This is a genomic window from Streptococcus sp. HMSC077D04, from assembly GCF_001808785.1.
GTDB lineage: Bacteria > Bacillota > Bacilli > Lactobacillales > Streptococcaceae > Streptococcus > Streptococcus mitis_BX.
Map to the genome: position 1 here is coordinate 107,033 of NZ_KV794536.1, position 18,422 is coordinate 125,454.

Here is an 18,422-nt window from a genome sequence, read left to right on the forward strand (position 1 = left end):
ACAGTTATTTTTTAATAGATTAGAAATAGGAGAAATCATGAGAAAAATATACTTATCTATTTTCACAAGTCTCTTGCTGATGCTGGGACTTGTCAATGTTGCTCAAGCTGATGAATATTTACGCATCGGTATGGAAGCAGCATATGCCCCCTTTAACTGGACTCAGGATGATGATAGCAATGGGGCTGTCAAAATCGATGGGACTAACCAGTATGCTAACGGATACGATGTTCAAATCGCCAAGAAAATCGCTAAGGACTTAGGTAAAGAACCTTTGGTTGTTAAAACAAAGTGGGAAGGCCTAGTTCCTGCCCTTACTTCTGGTAAGATTGACATGATTATCGCAGGTATGAGTCCAACTGCCGAGCGCAAACAAGAAATTGCCTTTTCAAGCAGTTACTATACTAGCGAACCAGTTCTACTGGTCAAAAAAGATTCTGCCTACGCAAATGCCAAATCTTTAGATGACTTTAATGGTGCAAAAATCACTTCTCAACAAGGGGTTTACCTTTACGATTTGATTGCACAAATCACAGGTGCTAAAAAAGAAACAGCCATGGGAGACTTCGCTCAAATGCGCCAAGCTCTTGAGGCTGGTGTCATCGATGCCTATGTTTCTGAACGCCCAGAAGCACTGACTGCTGAAGCTGCCAACTCTAAGTTTAAAATGGTTCAAGTAGAACCTGGTTTCAAAACTGGAGAAGAAGATACGGCTATCGCCATTGGACTTCGTAAAGATGACAATCGTATTAGCCAAATCAATGCCAGCATTGAAACCATTTCAAAAGATGACCAAGTTACCTTGATGGATCGTATGATCAAGGAACAACCTGCCGAAGCTACAACAACTGAAGAGACTAGCAGTAGTTTCTTTAGCCAAGTCGCTAAAATTCTTTCTGAGAACTGGCAACAACTATTGCGTGGTGCTGGTATCACTCTTTTAATCTCAATCGTCGGAACCATCACAGGTCTCATTATTGGACTTGCCATTGGTGTCTTCCGTACTGCTCCTCTATCTGAAAATAAAGCCATTTATGGCTTACAAAAACTAGTCGGCTGGATTCTCAATGTCTACATTGAAATTTTCCGTGGTACCCCAATGATCGTTCAATCGATGGTTATCTACTATGGAACTGCCCAAGCTTTCGGTATCAACCTTGACCGCACACTGGCTGCTATCTTCATCGTTTCAATCAATACCGGTGCCTACATGACTGAAATCGTCCGTGGTGGTATCCTAGCAGTTGACAAGGGACAATTTGAAGCTGCGACTGCTCTTGGTATGACCCACAACCAAACCATGCGTAAGATTGTCCTACCTCAGGTAGTCCGTAACATCCTACCAGCAACTGGTAATGAATTTGTCATCAATATCAAAGATACATCTGTATTGAACGTTATCTCTGTTGTCGAACTTTATTTCTCAGGAAATACCGTAGCAACTCAAACCTATCAATACTTCCAGACATTTACAATCATCGCCGTGATTTACTTTGTCCTCACCTTCACCGTAACACGTATCCTACGCTTCATCGAGCGCCGAATGGACATGGATACCTATACTACAGGTGCTAACCAAATGCAAACGGAGGATTTGAAATAATGATACAAGCAATCCTTGAAATTAAACACCTCAAAAAATCCTATGGTCAAAATGAAGTGCTAAAAGACATTTCACTCACTGTCCACAAGGGAGAGGTCATCTCTATCATCGGAAGCTCTGGAAGCGGGAAATCGACCTTCCTACGCTCTATTAACCTACTTGAAACACCAACTGATGGACAAATCCTTTATCATGGACAAAACGTCCTCGAAAAAGGCTATGACCTCACGCAATACCGTGAAAAGTTAGGGATGGTTTTCCAATCCTTTAACCTCTTTGAAAATCTCAACGTCCTTGAAAACACAATCGTCGCTCAGACAACTGTCCTTAAACGTGAACGTACAGAAGCTGAAAAGATTGCCAAAGAAAACTTGGAAAAAGTCGGCATGGGAGAACGCTACTGGCAAGCCAAACCAAAACAACTCTCAGGTGGTCAAAAACAACGTGTGGCTATTGCACGCGCCCTCTCTATGAATCCTGACGCTATTCTCTTTGATGAACCAACATCAGCTCTCGATCCAGAAATGGTTGGAGAAGTCCTTAAAATCATGCAAGATCTAGCTCAGGAAGGCTTGACTATGATTGTAGTGACTCACGAAATGGAATTTGCCCGTGATGTCTCTCACCGTGTTATCTTTATGGATAAAGGTGTAATTGCTGAAGAAGGCAAACCAGAAGACCTCTTCACCAATCCTAAAGAAGAACGTACAAAAGAATTTCTTCAACGTTATCTCAAATAAAAAGAAAAGGCTGCATCAACCGTGCAGTCTTTTTACTAGCCAAAAAATGAAAAGGCAGACCTTATTCAAGAATCCGCCATTATCCAAAGATTAATCTTCAAATTTTTCATGATTTTTATCATAGAAATCAATTAAACCTAGAGCTGTTTCAAACGAAATATTTTTTACTTTTGCACGCCCCTGCGCTAGAGCAATGATAGACATTTCACGCGCATTCGTTTCTTTAGAGATACGGTAGCCTGTGATTTTCTTATCACGAACCCAGCCAACAACTGATTCTACTTTTTCAAAGTTTGACTTAGCCATGTCCTTCTCCTATTTTCTTCTTTACGATATTTAATTGTATACGTTTTTATGACTTTTGTCAATAAAAAAACATATATTCAATAAAATTAATGATTTATTTTTCTATTACTATCTTATTAAAGCCGATAATATATAGGTTTCCCCTTGCTATAAACCATTAGTAAATACCTTTAAAATAATTGTATTATTAACTCTTTTGTTTGTAAAATTATTCATACTTTGCAAATAGCAATTCTTGATAGATTAGACAGGTTTTATACTCAACTTTATTCTATTTACCTAACTTTAAAATAATATTTCTAACAGCAGAAGACTTTCTCTCCACACTATTACTAACTATTATTTCTCTTCTCCTTCTTTGATATTCTTCCTGCCTTTATAAGCACTTTTCACTTGCTCAACTGGTACTATTTATTTACTTTATCAATATTCCTTTTTATTTCTTCAAACCTATAAAAAGATGAGTAGTTAGGAAACCATAGTATCTTATCTTCCAACATCTTCCACTGTTTTTATCTTCTTAGTATCTTATCACTCTTCTCAGTTAACTCAGTATAAAGCTTCTCATTAGTATTGATTATTTTTTCTAATTCCTATTATATTTAACCAAATTTCAGATTAGACATATATAAAATAGTGGATTCTAAAAATACTCCTTATATATAACAAGTAATTTTACTCCCTTACTATAAACCCAATCAAAAAATAATAGGTACTATAATGACTTGTGATAGAAATAGCGTAATCGATTTCCTAAGTCCATAGGAATCGCCCCCTTTCTTCACTCTCATTATAGCACCTATACATCAGTTGTGCAAATAATATGATATTTTTTTATTAGTCCTCAGACAAGCATATTATAGAGCGTTTCATTACCATTTAAGTTAATATAAGATGGATCAAAACCTTCCATTCGACGAATCAAGCCTGCATAATCATGCTTATCTGCCAAAGCGATTCCAATCAATACAGGCCCTGTCCCCTTGCTAGCTCGTTTGATATACTCAAAACGTGTGATATCATCATTTGGTCCCAAGATATCATTTACAAATTCACGCAAGGCCCCTGGACGCTGTGGAAAATTGACCACAAAGTAATGCTTAATCCCATCATAAATCAAGGCACGCTCTTCCATTTCCGGCATACGGTTGATATCATTATTTCCTCCAGAAATGATACAACAAATGGTTTTCCCCTTGATATATTCAGCTAAAACCTCTAAAGAGGCGATACTAGCCGCTCCAGCAGGTTCTGCGACAATCCCTTGCTTAGAGTAAAGGTCAATCAAGGTTTCAGAAATCAATCCCTCATCGACACCTACTAAGGTTTGAACATATTGACGAGTTGCTTCATAGGTCAATTGACCTACCTTTTGTACAGCAATCCCATCTGCAAATTTGTCAATTTCTTTGAGTTTGACTGGTCCACCAGCTTCAAAGGCAGCCTTCATGGAACGAGCTCCATTAGCCTCTACCCCAATGACTTCAATCTCTGGACTTGTTTCCTTGATATAAGTCGAAACTCCAGCAATGAGACCTCCGCCTCCAACAGGGACTAAAACAGCATCGAAATCAATTGATTCTTTTCGAGCTTCTTCTAAAATCTCATAAGCAACTGTCCCTTGACCAGCTTGAACATGGGCATCATCAAAGGGATCAATAAAGGTACGGTTTTCAGAGACTGTAAATTCTTGAGCTGCTTTAGCTGAGGCATCAAAGGTATCTCCAACTAGTTTAATGGTTACGAAATCCCCACCAAAAAAGCGAACTTGTCCAATTTTTTGTTGCGGAGTAGTAATTGGCATGAAAATAGTTGCAGGAATCTTCATTTCATTGCAAGTATAGGCAACTCCCTGCGCATGATTTCCCGCAGAGGCACAGACTACCCCACGCTCACGCTCTTCCTTGCTGAGCTGAGAAATGGCATAATAGGCACCACGAATTTTAAATGAACGAACACGTTGGGCATTTTCCTTTTTCAAATAAATCTTAGCACCATACTTCTCCGATAAATAATGGTCATAATCCAGTGGGGTATTCACAACCACACCGTTCAAGACCTTGTGAGCCTTGATGATATCTTTTGAACTTAACATCTTTTTCTCCTAGACTATTCATACTATCACAATCCATCCTCTCAAACAGAGATGAATTGATTATAAAAGCGAGTTAGGTCCCCCCAACTCGCCTTCAACTTGATTTCTATTAATTAGTTATAGATTTTGAATGCATCATCATCGTTTTTACCAACGAATGGCATTGCTTTACGCAATTCTGCACCAACTTTTTCAATTTCAAGGTTAGCTGCTTGTTCACGGTAAGCAGTCAATTTTGGACGTCCAGCTTTATAGTCATTTACAAAGTCATTTGCAAATTTACCATTTTGGATATCTGCCAAGACAGCTTTCATGTTTTCTTTAACTTGTTCAGTGATTACACGTGGACCTGATACATAGTCACCATATTCAGCAGTGTTTGAAATAGATTGACGCATTTTCTTGAATCCACCTTCGTAGATCAAGTCAACGATCAATTTCATTTCGTGAAGAACTTCAAAGTAAGCCAATTCTGGAGCGTAACCTGCTTCTGTCAAGACTTCGAAACCTGCTTCGATAAGGGCAGTCAAACCACCACAAAGTACAGCTTGTTCACCAAACAAATCTTCTTCAGTTTCTTCTTTGTATGTTGTTTCAAGCAAACCAACGCGAGCTGCTCCAACACCTTTACACCAATCCATAGCAATGTTTTTAGCATTTCCTGTTGCATCTTGATAAACTGCGTAAAGAGCTGGCACACCAAATCCTTCTTCGTAAGTACGACGTACCAAGTGTCCTGGTCCTTTAGGAGCACACATGAAGACATCTACATCTGCAGGAACTTTGATAAATTCAAAGTGGATGTTGAAACCATGAGCAAATCCAACTGCGTTTCCAGCTTCCAAGTTTGGAGCGATTTCTGCTTCGTACAATTCTTGTTGGATTTCGTCTGGTGCCAAAATCATGATAACGTCAGCCAATTTAGTAGCTTCTGCTACTGTGTAAGTATCAAATCCATCTTCTTTTGCTTTGTCAAAAGATTTACCTGGACGTACACCGATGATGACATCACGACCTGAGTCACGCAAGTTTTGAGCGTGCGCATGTCCTTGTGAACCATAACCGATAACGGCGATTTTTTTACCGTCAAGTGCTGCTACTTTAACATCTTTTTCGTATTCCATTTGAACTGCCATAGTTTTTCTCTCTTTTCTATTATTTATTGCCTTTTAGGCTGGTTTAACAAATTTAAAATATTTTTATACTCAATGAAAATCAAAGAGCAAATTAGGAAGCTAGCCGCAGGCTGTACTTGAGTACGGTAAGGCGAAGCTGACGTGATTTGAATTTGATTTTCGAAGAGTATTAATCGCGGGTAAATCCAGTTGCACCAGTTCGAGCAATATTGCGAATACCGTATGGTCGAATGACTCGCAACAGGGCTTCGCTCTTTTCTGCATTTCCTGTCATCTGAATAGTAATTGAACTTGGTGCTACGTCTACCACCGTTGCACGGAAAGGTTGAATAATCGCCAGAATCTCAGCTCGTTTCTCAGCTGGCGCTGACATCTTAACCAAAATCACCTCGCGCTCCAAATGAGGCTTGTCTGTAATATCACGAATGCGAATCACATCAATCTGACGATTGAGCTGCTTGATGATTTGCTCCACTTCATCATGAGAAGCAACATCAATAATAATAGTGATACGCGATACATTCGGATCTTCTGTTGCTCCAACAGAGATGCTTTCAATATTAACCTGACGACGAGATAGGACACCTGTAAAGCGATTGAGGACTCCTGAACGATTCTGTAGTTTTGCTGTTAACATTCTACGCATGGAACTTCACCCCCAACATCTCATGATTACTCTTACCAGCTGGTACCATTGGTAACACCTGTTCCTTACGAGAAATATCTACCTCGATTAGCATAGAAACATCCTCAGTGATGACTTCAAGGTCTTGAGCCAAGGTCTCAGGATTGTCAAACTTATAGTTTTTAATGCCATAAGCCTGTGCCATCAATTGGAAATCAGGAAGGGTGTCAAAGACTGACTCTGACGTTCTACCTTCATAGAAGGATTCCTGCCACTGGCGAACCATTCCAAGTGAGTGGTTGTTCAGCATGACCACCTTGATTGGTACCTTGTAAATGTTCAAAATAGCCAATTCCTGGTTGGTCATTTGGAAACCACCATCCCCAACAAACAAGACTACTTCCTTATCCGGGTTGGCAATTTTAGCACCGATTGCTGCTGGAATTCCGAATCCCATGGTTCCCAAACCGCCTGAAGTCACTAACTGACGCTCATTTTGGTAAGGATAATACTGGGCTGTCCACATTTGGTGTTGACCAACGTCTGTGACCACAATGGCATCCCCGTTGGTCAATTCACCAATTCGTTCAATAACAGCTTGCGGTTGGACCACACGCTCTTTCTTATCATAAGAACGAACACGGTTCTTGTCTTTAGTAACTTTCTCAATCCATTTCTCAGTATTGTTATGAACTGTTGGTTCCGCCAACAACATTTGCAAGGCCTTCTTAGCATCTCCAACTACAGGAATATCTGCACTGATAATCTTGCCAATCTCGGCTGGATCAATATCAATGTGAGCAACCTTTGCATTCTTAGCGAAGGTCTTAGGATTTCCTGTCAAGCGATCATCGAAACGACAACCAATACTAATCATAAAGTCTGCTTCCGTCATAGCAATATTAGCTGCGAAAGACCCATGCATACCTCCCATTCCAAGGAAGAGTGGATGAGTCGTTGCAATCGTACCTTGTCCCAAAAGACTGGTTACCACTGGAATTTGATAGCGTTCTGCAAATTCATTTAATTCCGCAGCAGCTTCAGCATAACTAATTCCACCACCAGCTAACAAGACTGGCTTTTTAGCCTTGGATAATTGCTTCAAGATTTTCTTGATTTGCATATCATTCGGCTCAAGAGTCGGCTGATAGCTTGGTAGATTCACATCTGGTGAATAGATGAAGTCTGTTTCTAAAGCAGATACGTCTTTAGGTAGGTCAATGACGACTGGCCCTGGACGGCCTGTAGTTGCGATATGAACAGCTTCCGTAATAATACGAGGGATATCAGCTGTCTCACGAACTTGGTAATTGTACTTAGTGATTGGCATGGTAATTCCCACGATGTCTGCCTCCTGAAAGGCATCTTTCCCAATCCCTGCTCGCGCAACCTGACCTGTAAAGACCAAAAGGGGAACGCTATCGCTCATGGCATCCGCAATCCCTGTAATGGCATTTGTTGCTCCTGGTCCGCTAGTGACGACGGCAACACCCAACTTTCCAGTTGATTTGGCATAACCTTCAGCTTCATGCAGACAGCCTTGCTCATGGCGCCCTAGAATGTGGCGAATGCCTTTAAAATTATATATCGCATCATAAAAAGGCAAGACCGCACCACCAGGATAACCAAAGATGGTATCAATTCCTAAATCACGAAGTGTTTCCAAAACTAGGTCCGACCCCGTCTTAGGAGATTCTAAACTGATTTTCTCCATTGTTCCCCTTTCTCTTCTCTTAAAAATAACTTGTTACTATCATACCATTTTTTCAAAATTTTTCAAGAGAAAAGAAGAAATTTTCTGAATTTTCTATTTTAACGTTTATTTATGAATATTATTCTATTTTTTATAAGTTTTAAAATATAATTCACATTCTTTAGCAATTTATTTGCATTTATATTGTAAATTTCTTTAACTCATTTTTATACTAAATTTTTGAGTAGATATTCTTAGAATCTATAAAATTTATCGCAACTATCCAAAAAAGGAAGCCACTAAGTGACTTCCTTCTAGAGTGAGGACGGATTAGTCTTCACCTTTGTTTTTCTTAATGATTTCTTCTTGTACTGACTTAGGTACATCTTCGTAGTGGTCAAATACCATCATGAATGTACCACGTCCTTGAGATGCAGAACGAAGAACTGTTGCGTAACCGAACATTTCAGCAAGTGGAACGTAAGCACGAACGATTTGGCTGTTACCATGTGCTTCCATACCATCTACACGTCCACGACGAGCAGTTACGTGACCCATAACATCACCAAGGTTTTCTTCTGGAACAGTGATTGTTACAAGCATCATTGGTTCAAGGATAGCTGGTTGTGCTGATTTAGCAGCTTCTTTAAGAGCAAGTGAAGCCGCGATCTTGAAGGCAGTTTCAGATGAGTCGACATCGTGGTATGAACCATCGTAAAGTTTAGCTTTAACGTCAACCATTGGGTAACCTGCAAGAACACCGTTAGCCATAGATTCTACCAAACCTTTTTCAACCGCTGGGATAAATTCACGAGGAACCACACCACCGACGATTGCGTTTTCGAATTCGAATCCTTTACCTTCTTCGTTTGGAGTAAATTCAATCCATACATCACCGAATTGACCTTTACCACCAGACTGACGTTTGAAGAATCCACGTGCTTGAGTAGAAGCGCGGAATGTTTCACGGTAAGATACTTGAGGAGCACCTACGTTAGCTTCAACTTTGAACTCACGACGCATACGGTCAACAAGGACGTCAAGGTGAAGCTCACCCATACCAGAGATAACTGTTTCACCAGTTTCAACGTTTGTTTCAACGCGGAATGTTGGATCTTCTTCAGCCAATTTTTGAAGAGCGATACCCATCTTGTCTTGGTCAGCTTTAGATTTTGGCTCAACCATCAATTGGATAACTGGTTCTGGAACGTTGATTGACTCAAGGATGATTTTAGCTTTTTCATCTGTCAATGAGTCACCAGTTGTAGTATCTTTCAAACCAACGGCAGCAGCGATATCACCTGAGTAAACAGTGTCAATTTCTTGACGGCTGTTGGCGTGCATTTGAAGGATACGTCCGATACGCTCACGTTTACCTTTAGAAGTGTTCAATACGTATGAACCTGATTGAAGAACACCAGAGTAAACACGGAAGAATGTCAAACGACCTACAAATGGGTCAGTCATGATCTTGAAGGCAAGAGCTGCAAATGGCTCTTCGTCAGATGCTGGACGAGTTTCTTCTTCGTCTGTATCTGGGTTAATACCCTTGATTGCTGGGATATCAAGTGGGCTTGGAAGGTAGTCGATAACCGCATCAAGCATCAATTGAACACCTTTGTTCTTGAAGGCAGAACCACACAATACTGGGAAGAATTCAACGTTGATAGTCGCTTTACGGATACCAGCTTTCAATTCTTCGTTAGTGATTTCTTCACCTTCGAGGTATTTCATCATCAATTCTTCGTCAGTTTCAGCAACTGCTTCGATCAATTTTTCACGGTATTCTTGAGCTTGGTCAAGGTATTCAGCTGGGATGTCTTCTTCAAGGATATCTGTACCAAGGTCGTTAGTATAGATTTCAGCTTTCATCTTGATCAAGTCGATGATACCACGGAAGTCATCTTCAGAACCGATTGGCAATTGGATTGGGTGTGCATTTGCTTGAAGACGATCGTGAAGTGTGCTTACAGAGTAAAGGAAGTCAGCACCGATTTTATCCATTTTGTTGGCAAATACGATACGTGGAACTCCATACTCAGTTGCTTGACGCCAAACTGTTTCAGTTTGAGGCTCAACACCTGATTGTGAGTCAAGAACGGTAACAGCACCATCCAATACACGAAGAGAACGTTGTACTTCGATTGTGAAGTCCACGTGTCCTGGTGTGTCGATGATGTTTACGCGGTGGTTGTTCCATTGAGCTGTTGTCGCAGCAGATGTGATAGTGATACCACGCTCTTGCTCTTGCTCCATCCAGTCCATTTGTGACGCACCTTCGTGAGTTTCACCGATTTTGTGGATTTTACCAGTGTAGTAAAGAATACGCTCAGTAGTTGTTGTTTTACCAGCATCGACGTGAGCCATGATACCGATATTACGAGTTTTTTCAAGTGAAAATTCGCGTGCCATGAGGTTTGTTTCTCCTATTTATTTTTGATTTCTATTCTATTATAACACGATTTTAATAAAAACGGATAGGCAGGACCTACCCGTTCTCAATGTTTTCATGCTATTGTTGGTTTCAACTTGTAGATTTACAAGTTGAATTGAACTCGGGCTAAAGTTAATTAGCCGATTTGAGCCGGAACGGGATGCTGTGTGAAAAAGATAAACTTCCTTGTATTCGTCGAATACTGCGTCAGTTTCCTATTTTCACCTTGCATCCTTACCGTTCCTAGCATCATGATTTTACCAACGGAAGTGTGCGAATGCACGGTTAGCTTCAGCCATACGGTGAGTGTCTTCACGTTTCTTAACAGCTGCACCAGTGTTGTTAGCAGCATCCAAGATTTCTTTTGCAAGACGGTCTTGCATTGTGTGTTCACCACGAAGACGAGCGATTGTTACCAACCAACGAAGTCCAAGTGTTGTACGACGTTCTGGACGAACTTCAACTGGGACTTGGTAGTTAGAACCACCAACACGACGTGCACGTACTTCAAGTACAGGCATGATGTTTTCCATAGCTGTTTCAAATACTTCAAGTGCATCGTTTCCAGTAGCTTCTTTGATTTGCTCAAAGGCACCGTAAACGATTGAAGCAGCTGTACCACGTTTACCATCAAGCATAACGCGGTTGATAAGACGAGTAACTAGTTGTGAATTGTAAAGCGGATCTGGCAATACATCACGTTTTGGAGCTCTATTTTTACGACTCATTTCTCTTTATCCCCTTTCCTTATGCTTTTGGACGTTTAGTACCGTATTTAGAACGGCCTTGTTTACGATCGTTAACACCTGCAGTATCAAGTGCACCACGGACGATATGGTAACGTACCCCTGGAAGGTCTTTTACACGTCCACCACGAAGAAGCACCACGCTGTGCTCTTGCAAGTTGTGTCCGATACCTGGGATGTAGGCAGTAACTTCGATAAGGTTGCTCAAACGTACACGAGCGAATTTACGAAGGGCTGAGTTAGGTTTTTTAGGTGTCATTGTTCCAACACGAGTTGCAACACCACGTTTTTGTGGTGAAGAAACATTTGTTTGAACTTTTTTATGACTGTTGTAACCAACGTTCAAAGCTGGTGATTTAGATTTTTCTACTTTTGATTTACGCGGTTTGCGAACCAATTGGTTAATTGTAGGCATCTACATTCTCCTGTGTTTTTTTATTTTTGGTGACGATACACTTGGTGACAGCTATCATCTGTGTGTACTTTTGCAACATTTGTCAGCACGTCCCTGTACACTCTTGAGAGACCAAAAGTAAAAAGTACCGTCTATTATTGTAACAAAATTTTCCCTTGGTTGTCAAGATATTTTTCTTTTTTATTGTTAATTTTAGCTCTTTTTTAGTGCTCCCCAAAAAAAGAAAAAGGAGGAATCCCACCCTCCTAAAGTTAGTATTGTTCCATTCAATCCCATCAATTTTAGCACATAATGTTCAAAAAATATTATATCATCACAACCAACCAGATTCTTTCGCGATATTAGCTGCCTCTGTTCGATTACCAGCATCTAGTTTCGAAAGAATATTGGTGACATAGTTTCGGACTGTTCCGTTTGATAAATAAAGTTGATCTGCAATTTCTTGGTTAGAGAAACCCTGAGCGATTCCCTTTAAAACTGCGATTTCTTGTTCTGTCAACGGATTGGGATGCGTCATCACCACTTCCATCAATTCAGGAGAATACTCCTTGCGCCCTTCGAGGACAGTGTGCAAGGTTTGCATGAGGTCTGCAATGTTTCTTTCTTTTAATACATAAGCATCTACTCCAGCCTTGACCGCACGTTCAAAATACCCAGGACGCTTGAAGGTCGTCACCACAACCACCTTTGTTTCTAGATTTTCTGCTCGTATCCACTCCAAGACTTCAAGACCTGTCTTAACAGGCATTTCTACGTCAAGGATGGCGATATCTACAGACTCCCTTTCTAATAGTTGGATTGCTTCTTGCCCATTCTTGGCTTGAAAGACAGACTCTACATCCGGTTGAAGCGTGAGCAATTGACACATAGCATCTCGTAGCATACTTTGATCTTCTGCAACAAGTAGTTTCATCTTAATTTCTCTCCTTATAAGGTAGTCGAACCTGAACTTCTGTCGGTTCTTTCCAGCTAATTACCTTTACTTCTCCCGAAAATGGAAGAACACGATCTCGAACTGTATGGAGGTCATCCCCCTTTATAGAAGCAAAGCCACAGCCATCATCTCTCACTGTTAGAATGAGTTCTTTCTCTGTCCGTTCTAATTTTAAGTAGACTTTAGACGCTTTAGCATGTTTGATGATATTGGTCACTAATTCAAGCAAAATCATAGAAGCCGTTGACTCCAATTCCTGAGTTAAGCTAGCTGTGTCTAGTTGATTAGCTATTTCCACCTCAATTCCAGCAATTTCTAACATCTTTTTCACAGTCTCTAGTTCGGATGTCAAAGTTCTAGACTTAAGATTTTCCACAATGGTTCGCACTTCATTCATGGAATCCTTACTGATCTGGTGAATGTCTTTTAATTCCTTTTCCACCTGTGGATAAGCCTCCATCTGAAATAACTGCAAGGCTAAATCTGTCTTGACACTCAACATAGCAAAGGTATGTCCCAAGCTATCATGCAAATCCTGACCGATACGACTACGTTCATTTTCAGCAAGCAATAGATTTATCTGGGCATTTTGCTTAGCCTGAGCTTCTTTCAAATCCTCCACAATACGAATCCGAACCAAGCCAAAAGTCATTAAATCGATAAAAGTGAGAATTCCAAGTAGGTAGACTAGAAACTCAACTTCAACTTCCTGAAAAATCAACAGTTGCCCCACAACAAGGACTTGAGCAAGGAGAAAAGTCCGGACATGTAAAGAATTAAAACTACGTACGCCGAAATGATAACTTAAGAGATTGGATAGGAAAAAGAAAAACCAGATATAATTTACACCAACAAAGGCGGTATTCCCAGCTACATAGGCTAGCATGATAACCCAACAGAGCCAGGATAAGCGCTGACTCTTGGTGGTTAAAACGCCTAAGTAAGCCACCACAAATAGAATATCAATCAACAAATGCCAGCTAGGTAGCTCCCCAGTCACTACAGGAACGATGGGAAAAACCATAAAAATCAAACTGGCCCAATACATATAGTCTATGCTTTTCAGTCTTTCAAGCATTAAGCATTCTCCTTATGACCTTGAAGGTAAATGGTCAAACCAAACAAAACTGTTGAAAAAACAAGTAGATAAACTGTTGCTGATAAATTGATGCCATCCTCGTTTAAGAAGGTCTTGAGCAACTCCATCAACTGATAAGTTGGTAGGCACTTCCCGATTGCTTGCATCCAGTCTGGAAATAAAGAGATGGGCATCCAGAGTCCGCCTAAAACAGCCAAGCCTAGATAGAGAAGATTTCCCACGACAGACATCAGCTGACTAGAAGGCAAGAGTGTCAAGGTCAAGCCAAGCGCTACAAAAGCTACACTTCCTACTATCAGCAAGAGCGCAGCCCCAATCCAGCTTCCTAGAGGCATATCCACACCTCTAACCAAGTGCCCAACTGAGAAAACAACCAAGATTGAAACCAAATAATCAACCATCATACTTGTTATCTTTGATAGATAATATTCTACCATATTTACTGGAGTATGGCGCAATGTTTTCTGCCAGTTGTTGATTTTATCGGTATGTAAGACAGCTGGAAATGAAAACATGGCTGTCGACATCATGGAAAAGGCCGTCATAGAGATGAGGTAGTCACGCATAAAATTAGCTGGCCCATCTGGTGTATCCTGGTACATGCCTGAAAAGAATAAATAGAAGGCCGTCGGCATCCCTACTGACAATAGATAAGTTACTAATTGTCGTTTGGTCAATAGAAATTCTATCTTGTTTAGTGCGATCCATCGTTTCATCTTAGTCATCTCCTTTTTGTGTTTCTTCAAAGATTGTATCTAGCAAACTACGGTTATTAACTTCAATTTCTTGAATCCTACATCCTGCTTGCACTAACAGTTGCCAGAAAGCATCCGCTTCACGTGTAACTACTTGCAGGGCATCTTGTTTTTGTGACCAGTTTTCAACCAAGTTAGACTGCTCAATGACTTCCTTGTATGCTAGAGGAAGGATAAAGTGCTTTTCAATCTCCTCACTGCGCATGGCTAGAGGTGTTGTATCGCGAATCAACTCTCCCTTATTCAAGACCAAGATTCGGTCCGCTGTATGCTCTACCTCTTCGATATAATGGGACGAATAGAGAATGGTAACTCCCTGCGCTTTTAGATGCTGAACAATTTCCCAAAAACGTTGGCGGGTTGAGGTATCCATGGCCGCAGTTGGCTCATCTAAAAAGACAAGTTTTGGTCGGCCAATCAAGGTCAAGACAAAAGAGAAAAGACGCTTTTGTCCACCTGACAATTTTTCTGCCAATTGCTCTTTTTGTTGCTTGTCAAACTGCAATAGTTGGTCGATTTCCCGGTTGCTCAAGGGATTTGGGTAAATGCTTTGAAAGAAAGCAATCAACTCTTTTACCTTTAGTTTCTGAACGATTACATTCTCTTGAGGGAGGTAGGATCTTGTATAGCCTAACTGAGAACTCGTCACTGGCAAGCCTTGGATAGATACTTGACCGCTTGTGACCAGTTTATCTCCAAGCAAACAGTCCAAGAGTGTGGTCTTTCCAGCACCATTGGGACCAATCAAGGCGACGCATTCACCTTCTGTTACCTCAAAGGAAATATCCTTCAAAATAGCCTTGCCCTTGATGTTTTTATTTAGGCTTTCTACCTTAATCATGTTCATCATATTCTCCTTTCAGCCACTCCTTTCCCATAGGAAAGGCGATAAAAATCATAAATCCTAATCCCCAGGCACCACGGATGAATTGGTGAAGGAAGGCTTGATCAAACCAACCTGTAAACATTTCTACCAACCATACCACTAGTGATAGTCCAATAAAAAGATAGAGAAACGCTTTTTTCATTTTTCAAACTCCTTTTTCACATCTGAGACTAATTTCAAACCTTCTCGGATAAGCCAGGACATCATTCCAAATCCTGCAAATAGCTCCCAAGGAAAATGATAGAAATCTTCATCCAATCCTGAGAACATGAGATAAGTCATGACTCCTGCTGCTACTAAACTCATTGCGACAATTACTTTATGTTTCATTTTTTTCTTCCTCCATTTAATACATCTAGTATAATTCTTTGAAGGTAGAATCACTAGAAGCTTCTGTCATGAGGAAATATGACAAATGTCATAAAAAAAGAAAGTTGTAAAATCAACTTTCTTTTTAATCTATTAAATTTTTATTCCACACTAAATAGGTATGGGTAAACAGGTTGTTGCCCTTGGTGAATCTCAACTTCAACGTCTTCGAATTCTTCTGCGATTTCTTGGGCAATTTCATTGGCAAGTTCTTCGCTTCCGTCTTCACCGACATAGAAGGTTACGATTTCACTATCTTCATCCAACATATGTTTCAATGTTTCAGTCAAGGTTTGGTGCATATCAGGGTTTGACACGAGGATTTTCCCATCCACCATACCTAGATTATCGTTTTCATGGATTTCTAAGCCATCAATGGTGGTATCACGCACAGCTGTTGTGACGCTTCCGCTAATGACATCGCTGAGGGCTGCAGTCATACGCTCTTGGTTTTCTTCGATGGACTTACTTGGGTCAAATGCTAGAAGGCTAGTCAATCCTTGAGGAATTGTACGAGCTTCCACCACTACTGCTGGTTGCTCCAAAACTTCTGCTGCAGATTGAGCTGCCATGAAGATATTCTTGTTGTTTGGCAGGAAGATGATGTTACGAGCGTTGACCTGTTCAACAGCCTTGATAAAGTCTTCTGTTGAAGGGTTCATAGTTTGACCACCTTCGATAACATAATCCACACCTTGAGAACGGAAGATATCTGCTAGACCTTTACCAGCCACCACAGCAATCAAAGCATACTCTTTTTCTTCAGCTGGCTTGCTAACTTGAGCAGCTTCTTTCTCAACCTGTGCTTCGTGTTGGTTACGCATATTGTCAACTTTTACCTTGACCAAGCTACCATATTTGAGACCTTCTTGCATAACAAGTCCTGGATCTTCTGTATGGACATGGACTTTGACAATTTCATCATCATTGACAACAAGGAGAGAATCCCCGAGTTCATTCAAGTAGTTACGGAATTCGTCGTAGTCAAAATCTTTGGCATAGGTTGGACCTTGCTTAAGAGCTACCATGATTTCAGTACAGTAACCAAAGGTGATGTCCTCAGTCGCTACGTGACCAGCTACAGACTTATGATGTTCAGCATTGATCATTTCACTCATGTTGGCCGGAGTCGCTACAAAGTCCTCAGATGCAATATATTCACCAGTAAGGGCTGAAAGGAAACCTTCATAGATGAAGACCAGTCCTTGACCACCTGAATCCACAACGCCAACTTCTTTCAATACTGGAAGCATGTCTGGTGTTTTAGCTAGAGCTGTTTTAGCACCTTCCAAGGCTGCGCGCATGACTTCAACAGCGTCATCTGTTTGCTCAGCTTTTTTCTTAGCACCGATAGCAGCTCCACGAGAAACTGTCAAAATCGTTCCTTCGACTGGTTTCATCACTGCCTTATAGGCAACTTCTACACCTGATTGGAATGCAAGGGCCAAGTCTTGACCTGTTAACTCGTCTTTATCCTTGATGGCTTGTGAAAATCCACGGAAAAGCTGAGACGTAATAACACCTGAGTTTCCACGCGCACCCATCAAAAGACCTTTGGCAAGAATGCTCGCTACCTCGCCAACTGTAGAAGCTGGCTTGTCTGCAACTTCTTTAGCACCATTTTCAATGGTCATTCCCATATTTGTTCCAGTATCTCCATCTGGAACTGGAAAGACGTTTAATGAATTGACATATTCAGCTTGCTTATTCAAGCGAGTTGATGCAGCCTGCACCATTTCTTGAAATAAGCTAGTAGTAATTTTTGACACGGTTATTCTCCTACAACTTTGATATTTTGAATGTAGACATTTACAGTCTGAGCAGTAATTCCAAGCTGGTTTTCCAAGCTAAAACGAACACGCTCTTGAATGTTTTTTGACACTTCGCTAATCTTTGTTCCGTAGCTCAACACGGTATATACATCAACTGCAATACTGCCATCTTCGGCCGCCTTTACGACGACACCTTTGGAATAATTTTCCTTACCTAGAAGGGCTTGGAAATTATCTTTGAGGGCATTTTTACTAGCCATACCGACCACACCAAAAATCTCAGTTGCTGCTCCACCTACGACGGTTGCAATCACTTCATCTGTTAGTTCGATTTGACCATCTTTTGTATTAATTTTTACAGTCATCCTTTTTACCTCAACTAGTTGATACTCTATTTTATCATATTTCAGCCCAAGTGTAAAAGCAGAATACTGTATCAGCGGATATTTACTCTATTTTTCAAATGATTTTATATCTACAGTAAAAGAAAAAAGACCCTAAGGTCTCCTTACTTTTATTATTAAACGCGTTCAACTTTACCTGATTTCAAAGCACGAGCTGAAGCCCAAACTTTTTTAGGTTTACCATCGATAAGAACAGTAACTTTTTGAAGGTTTGGTTTTACGGCACGTTTTGTTTGGTTCATCGCGTGTGAACGGTTGTTTCCTGATACAGTCTTACGACCTGTAAAGTAACATACTTTAGCCATTGTGTTTTCCTCCTATTAGATCTAATATAGCGGATGTGCTAGCACCACATACCGTACTATGTTATCACACTTTCTTCATTTTTGCAAGGGAATTGGAAGATTTTT

General features: G+C 40.6%; 19 protein-coding genes. 2 read left to right on the top strand and 17 right to left on the bottom strand.

Translation table 11 applies throughout. The annotated features are described in order from the left end of the window. Positions 1–37 precede the first annotated feature (37 nt). Positions 38–1,603: an ABC transporter substrate-binding protein/permease gene (locus HMPREF2701_RS05400; RefSeq protein ID WP_033682345.1), complete on the top strand. Its 1,566-nt coding sequence runs from the start codon at positions 38–40 to the stop codon at positions 1,601–1,603. Beyond that, a complete protein-coding gene (locus HMPREF2701_RS05405; protein ID WP_033682347.1) occupies positions 1,603–2,343 on the top strand; it encodes an amino acid ABC transporter ATP-binding protein in 741 nt (246 codons plus the stop codon). The genes HMPREF2701_RS05400 and HMPREF2701_RS05405 overlap by 1 nt, the downstream gene beginning before the upstream one ends. Before the next feature lie 90 nt (positions 2,344–2,433). Here the strand turns inward: HMPREF2701_RS05405 and HMPREF2701_RS05410 are convergent, their stop codons facing one another. The 17 genes from HMPREF2701_RS05410 to rpmB form a co-directional block, all read right to left on the bottom strand. Next, complete coding sequence (locus HMPREF2701_RS05410) at positions 2,434–2,649, bottom strand: capsule biosynthesis transcriptional regulator (protein WP_001130035.1); 216 nt, start codon at positions 2,647–2,649, stop codon at positions 2,434–2,436. An 844-nt stretch (positions 2,650–3,493) separates the two neighbouring features. Continuing rightward, complete coding sequence (gene ilvA, locus HMPREF2701_RS05415) at positions 3,494–4,744, bottom strand: threonine ammonia-lyase IlvA (protein WP_004256769.1); 1,251 nt, start codon at positions 4,742–4,744, stop codon at positions 3,494–3,496. 113 nt (positions 4,745–4,857) lie between these two features. Further along, complete coding sequence (gene ilvC, locus HMPREF2701_RS05420) at positions 4,858–5,880, bottom strand: ketol-acid reductoisomerase (protein WP_000290683.1); 1,023 nt, start codon at positions 5,878–5,880, stop codon at positions 4,858–4,860. Between the two features lie 169 nt (positions 5,881–6,049). Next, a complete protein-coding gene (gene ilvN / locus HMPREF2701_RS05425; RefSeq protein WP_001253803.1) occupies positions 6,050–6,526 on the bottom strand; it encodes an acetolactate synthase small subunit in 477 nt (158 codons plus the stop codon). Next, on the bottom strand, positions 6,519–8,219 hold the full coding sequence (locus HMPREF2701_RS05430) for an acetolactate synthase large subunit (RefSeq protein WP_070482392.1): 1,701 nt from the start codon (positions 8,217–8,219) through the stop codon (positions 6,519–6,521). Before HMPREF2701_RS05430 ends, ilvN begins: the two co-directional genes overlap by 8 nt. Positions 8,220–8,528: 309 nt before the next feature. Next, positions 8,529–10,610 (bottom strand): elongation factor G, encoded by a 2,082-nt coding sequence (gene fusA / locus HMPREF2701_RS05435; RefSeq protein WP_000090348.1) that lies wholly within the window; start codon positions 10,608–10,610, stop codon positions 8,529–8,531. A gap of 279 nt (positions 10,611–10,889) precedes the next feature. Then, positions 10,890–11,360: a 30S ribosomal protein S7 gene (gene rpsG, locus HMPREF2701_RS05440; protein ID WP_000087873.1), complete on the bottom strand. Its 471-nt coding sequence runs from the start codon at positions 11,358–11,360 to the stop codon at positions 10,890–10,892. A 19-nt stretch (positions 11,361–11,379) separates the two neighbouring features. Beyond that, complete coding sequence (rpsL, locus tag HMPREF2701_RS05445; protein ID WP_001142332.1) at positions 11,380–11,793, bottom strand: 30S ribosomal protein S12; 414 nt, start codon at positions 11,791–11,793, stop codon at positions 11,380–11,382. Between the two features lie 313 nt (positions 11,794–12,106). After that, positions 12,107–12,706: a response regulator transcription factor gene (locus HMPREF2701_RS05450; RefSeq protein WP_049502240.1), complete on the bottom strand. Its 600-nt coding sequence runs from the start codon at positions 12,704–12,706 to the stop codon at positions 12,107–12,109. A 1-nt stretch (position 12,707) separates the two neighbouring features. Then, a complete protein-coding gene (locus HMPREF2701_RS05455) occupies positions 12,708–13,805 on the bottom strand; it encodes a sensor histidine kinase (RefSeq protein WP_070482395.1) in 1,098 nt (365 codons plus the stop codon). Continuing rightward, complete coding sequence (locus HMPREF2701_RS05460) at positions 13,805–14,542, bottom strand: ABC transporter permease (RefSeq protein WP_070482397.1); 738 nt, start codon at positions 14,540–14,542, stop codon at positions 13,805–13,807. Before HMPREF2701_RS05460 ends, HMPREF2701_RS05455 begins: the two co-directional genes overlap by 1 nt. A gap of 1 nt (position 14,543) precedes the next feature. After that, the gene (locus HMPREF2701_RS05465) at positions 14,544–15,428 is read right to left on the bottom strand and encodes an ABC transporter ATP-binding protein (protein ID WP_070482399.1); all 885 of its coding nucleotides are present in this window, start codon (positions 15,426–15,428) and stop codon (positions 14,544–14,546) included. Beyond that, positions 15,415–15,609: a hypothetical protein gene (locus HMPREF2701_RS05470; protein ID WP_004258091.1), complete on the bottom strand. Its 195-nt coding sequence runs from the start codon at positions 15,607–15,609 to the stop codon at positions 15,415–15,417. Before HMPREF2701_RS05470 ends, HMPREF2701_RS05465 begins: the two co-directional genes overlap by 14 nt. Further along, positions 15,606–15,797, bottom strand: coding sequence for a hypothetical protein (locus HMPREF2701_RS05475; protein ID WP_012972435.1), 192 nt, complete (start codon positions 15,795–15,797; stop codon positions 15,606–15,608). The genes HMPREF2701_RS05470 and HMPREF2701_RS05475 overlap by 4 nt, the downstream gene beginning before the upstream one ends. Positions 15,798–15,937: 140 nt before the next feature. After that, entirely contained in the window at positions 15,938–17,605 is a 1,668-nt protein-coding gene (locus HMPREF2701_RS05480; RefSeq protein WP_061589590.1) for a DAK2 domain-containing protein, read from the bottom strand. 2 nt (positions 17,606–17,607) lie between these two features. Beyond that, the gene (locus tag HMPREF2701_RS05485) at positions 17,608–17,973 is read right to left on the bottom strand and encodes an Asp23/Gls24 family envelope stress response protein (RefSeq protein WP_000216437.1); all 366 of its coding nucleotides are present in this window, start codon (positions 17,971–17,973) and stop codon (positions 17,608–17,610) included. A 155-nt stretch (positions 17,974–18,128) separates the two neighbouring features. Next, positions 18,129–18,317, bottom strand: a complete 189-nt coding sequence (rpmB, locus tag HMPREF2701_RS05490; RefSeq protein WP_001140948.1) for a 50S ribosomal protein L28 — start codon at positions 18,315–18,317, stop codon at positions 18,129–18,131. Between the last annotated feature and the right edge of the window lie 105 nt (positions 18,318–18,422).

Bases quoted from the DNA above. Each gene is read 5' to 3' on its own strand.
- HMPREF2701_RS05400 (WP_033682345.1), top strand. From the start codon at position 38: ATGAGAAAAATATACTTATCTATTTTCACAAGTCTCTTGCTGATGCTG.
- HMPREF2701_RS05405 (WP_033682347.1), top strand. From the start codon at position 1,603: ATGATACAAGCAATCCTTGAAATTAAACACCTCAAAAAATCCTATGGT.
- HMPREF2701_RS05410 (WP_001130035.1), bottom strand. From the start codon at position 2,649: ATGGCTAAGTCAAACTTTGAAAAAGTAGAATCAGTTGTTGGCTGGGTT.
- ilvA (WP_004256769.1), bottom strand. From the start codon at position 4,744: ATGTTAAGTTCAAAAGATATCATCAAGGCTCACAAGGTCTTGAACGGT.
- ilvC (WP_000290683.1), bottom strand. From the start codon at position 5,880: ATGGCAGTTCAAATGGAATACGAAAAAGATGTTAAAGTAGCAGCACTT.
- ilvN (WP_001253803.1), bottom strand. From the start codon at position 6,526: ATGCGTAGAATGTTAACAGCAAAACTACAGAATCGTTCAGGAGTCCTC.
- HMPREF2701_RS05430 (WP_070482392.1), bottom strand. From the start codon at position 8,219: ATGGAGAAAATCAGTTTAGAATCTCCTAAGACGGGGTCGGACCTAGTT.
- fusA (WP_000090348.1), bottom strand. From the start codon at position 10,610: ATGGCACGCGAATTTTCACTTGAAAAAACTCGTAATATCGGTATCATG.
- rpsG (WP_000087873.1), bottom strand. From the start codon at position 11,360: ATGAGTCGTAAAAATAGAGCTCCAAAACGTGATGTATTGCCAGATCCG.
- rpsL (WP_001142332.1), bottom strand. From the start codon at position 11,793: ATGCCTACAATTAACCAATTGGTTCGCAAACCGCGTAAATCAAAAGTA.
- HMPREF2701_RS05450 (WP_049502240.1), bottom strand. From the start codon at position 12,706: ATGAAACTACTTGTTGCAGAAGATCAAAGTATGCTACGAGATGCTATG.
- HMPREF2701_RS05455 (WP_070482395.1), bottom strand. From the start codon at position 13,805: ATGCTTGAAAGACTGAAAAGCATAGACTATATGTATTGGGCCAGTTTG.
- HMPREF2701_RS05460 (WP_070482397.1), bottom strand. From the start codon at position 14,542: ATGAAACGATGGATCGCACTAAACAAGATAGAATTTCTATTGACCAAA.
- HMPREF2701_RS05465 (WP_070482399.1), bottom strand. From the start codon at position 15,428: ATGAACATGATTAAGGTAGAAAGCCTAAATAAAAACATCAAGGGCAAG.
- HMPREF2701_RS05470 (WP_004258091.1), bottom strand. From the start codon at position 15,609: ATGAAAAAAGCGTTTCTCTATCTTTTTATTGGACTATCACTAGTGGTA.
- HMPREF2701_RS05475 (WP_012972435.1), bottom strand. From the start codon at position 15,797: ATGAAACATAAAGTAATTGTCGCAATGAGTTTAGTAGCAGCAGGAGTC.
- HMPREF2701_RS05485 (WP_000216437.1), bottom strand. From the start codon at position 17,973: ATGACTGTAAAAATTAATACAAAAGATGGTCAAATCGAACTAACAGAT.
- rpmB (WP_001140948.1), bottom strand. From the start codon at position 18,317: ATGGCTAAAGTATGTTACTTTACAGGTCGTAAGACTGTATCAGGAAAC.